A 2282-nucleotide genomic window follows, 5' to 3' on the forward strand; every position below is an offset into this window, starting at 1 on the left:
TTTTTTATCTATCTTTATTTGAATTTTTATTTATTTTAAATAGAAAATGAAAAGTTAAGAAAAAAATGTAAGGTTTTAAAGTTTAAATGTGTCTAATAATTGAAAGGAGGTTTAGAAGTGAGTGAGCAAATACTAAATGAGCAAGACTTTAATCGTATAATAAATGAATATGGTACAGAAATTTTAAGATTATGTTATTTATATTTAGAAGACTATCAACTAGCGGAAGATGCATGTCAAGATACATTTTTAAAAGTATATAAAAAATTTTATACTTTTAAAGGTGATTCATCAGAAAAGACTTGGATTACAAGGATATGTATTAATGTATGTAAAAATTATTTACGGAGCTCATGGATAAGAAAAATTGTACTAAATGATAAAAAGTTAAAAGATAGCGTAATTTCAGATAAAGAATTGTTTAGTAAACTTGAAAAAAGTGACTTGTTCAAATCAATAATGGATTTAAAACCAAAATATAAAGAGATTATTTTAATGTATTATTATCAACAATTTACCGTTAAAGAAATAGCGGAAATCCTATGTATTTCTGAATCAAATGCGTATACTAGGTTATCAAGAGCAAGAAAAGAGTTAAAATTTAGAATGATGGGGGGAATGGTTTATGAATAATCTAAAAGATTTAAAGGATTACATAAATGAAAATCTAGAAGATATAAAAATGACAGAAGATATTAGAAATAATATTATAAAGAAAAGTAAAAACAATTCATCTTATACTATGAAATATGTAGCTATGATAGTTTTACCAATACTTTTGATATCATGTTTGATATTTAATGAACCAATAAGTTATGCTACACAGAGAGTGTTAAAGTATGTACCAGGGATAAGGAAACTAATAAGCACAGATGTTGGAAATCAAGTATATGGTTTATCTGGTTCAATAGAAATGTCTATTGGTGAACAATATATAAAAGTTAATTCAGCTTATACTGAAAGTAATACTGTGACACTAATAATGGAAGGTAATGTACCTTTAGATATACTAATGAAAGACAAAGCATCTTTAGGGCATCAAATAATTGCATTAGATGAATATAATAATGTAGCAGAAATAACGTCATGGGATATAATAGGGGATTCTGACGAATATCAATGGAGTGGTAGGATTACTTATACATTTAAAAATCCAGTAAAGAAATTTAATATAGTTTATGATAAATATAAAATGCCTATAATTATGACGGAATTACCTGAAGTATCTTTTAAGGAGCGTAATTATATTTCTGTAAATGATATTGGTATTGATATTGCTGTAATAACTAATTATGTTGAAGATAAGTTAGAAGTTAATTTATTAGCACAAGCTAATGACTCTGATAAATCTATTTCTTTTCCACTAAATGATATCTATTTAGTAAATAGTAAAGGTGAAAAATATTATTGTATAAGTAGTAATTTAGAAAATAAGCTCTACTTTGATAAAAAGCTAGAACCAGGTATGAAATTAGTTATTCCTTATATTTTAATTGAAGATGAAGGTTTACAATCTAAAGTAACCATAAGTAAAGATGATGAACTTCCAATTCATATAAAGGTCGGAGAAAATGATTTAGTAATTAATAGTGTTGAATGGATTCAATATGTAGAACGGTTTAATTATAGGACACCAGAAAATGACTATCATCTAGTAGAAGAAGCAGCACAAAAAGTAAAATTAGTTATTAATAAAAATATGGTTGGCTCAAATGACTTAAAGTTATATGATATTGCAGCCAGTGTGAATGAAAATCAATTAAACAAGTATATGGTAGAAGGTGTAAAAGTTATATTTACAGACCCTACAGAGGAAAATAACTCAGAAATTACTAACGAAAATTATAAAGAGTTAGTTCTTACTAATATAAAAAAGGAACAACAGGAGATTATCGTTACATTTACAGATCCTATTTTTTATATGACTAACGAAATAATAATCCCTTTACAGCCTTAACATAAATGGTGTATAGCATAACATTATACATGCATTACAAGAATGGGTTCTGATAATTTTGGATATGTTTGAAGTAAAATATACATTTCTGTTATTATATATCATGTTTTAGTTGTAGTAATTTTCTATAAATTTTTTCCGGTATTAAGATTAGATTAATTTAGAAAATGTTCCAAAAAGTTTGTATGTTTTTTAAAAAATACATAAAAATTTTGGAACAGAAAAGTATAAACTCTACTCTTAATTTATGAGAGACTTAAAATGAAGATATAAGAAAGGGGTGAGATTATGTTATATCCAAGAGCACCAAATGAAAAAAGCCTAC

The 2282-nt window shown here is 25.6% G+C and carries 2 protein-coding genes; both read left to right on the forward strand.

All coding sequences use genetic code 11. The features are described from left to right. Nucleotides 1–117: 117 nt before the first annotated feature. Nucleotides 118–633: an RNA polymerase sigma factor gene (locus tag L21TH_RS09805; RefSeq protein ID WP_006315064.1), complete on the forward strand. Its 516-nt coding sequence runs from the start codon at nt 118–120 to the stop codon at nt 631–633. Then, nucleotides 626–1957: a hypothetical protein gene (locus tag L21TH_RS09810; RefSeq protein ID WP_006315065.1), complete on the forward strand. Its 1332-nt coding sequence runs from the start codon at nt 626–628 to the stop codon at nt 1955–1957. The genes L21TH_RS09805 and L21TH_RS09810 overlap by 8 nt, the downstream gene beginning before the upstream one ends. The last annotated feature ends 325 nt before the right edge of the window (nt 1958–2282 follow it).

This window comes from Caldisalinibacter kiritimatiensis (assembly GCF_000387765.1).
In the GTDB taxonomy this organism is placed as follows: Bacteria; Bacillota; Clostridia; order Tissierellales; family Caldisalinibacteraceae; genus Caldisalinibacter; species Caldisalinibacter kiritimatiensis.

Coding starts and splice junctions, on each gene's coding strand:
- L21TH_RS09810 (WP_006315065.1), top strand. CDS start 626: ATGAATAATCTAAAAGATTTAAAGGATTACATAAATGAAAATCTAGAA.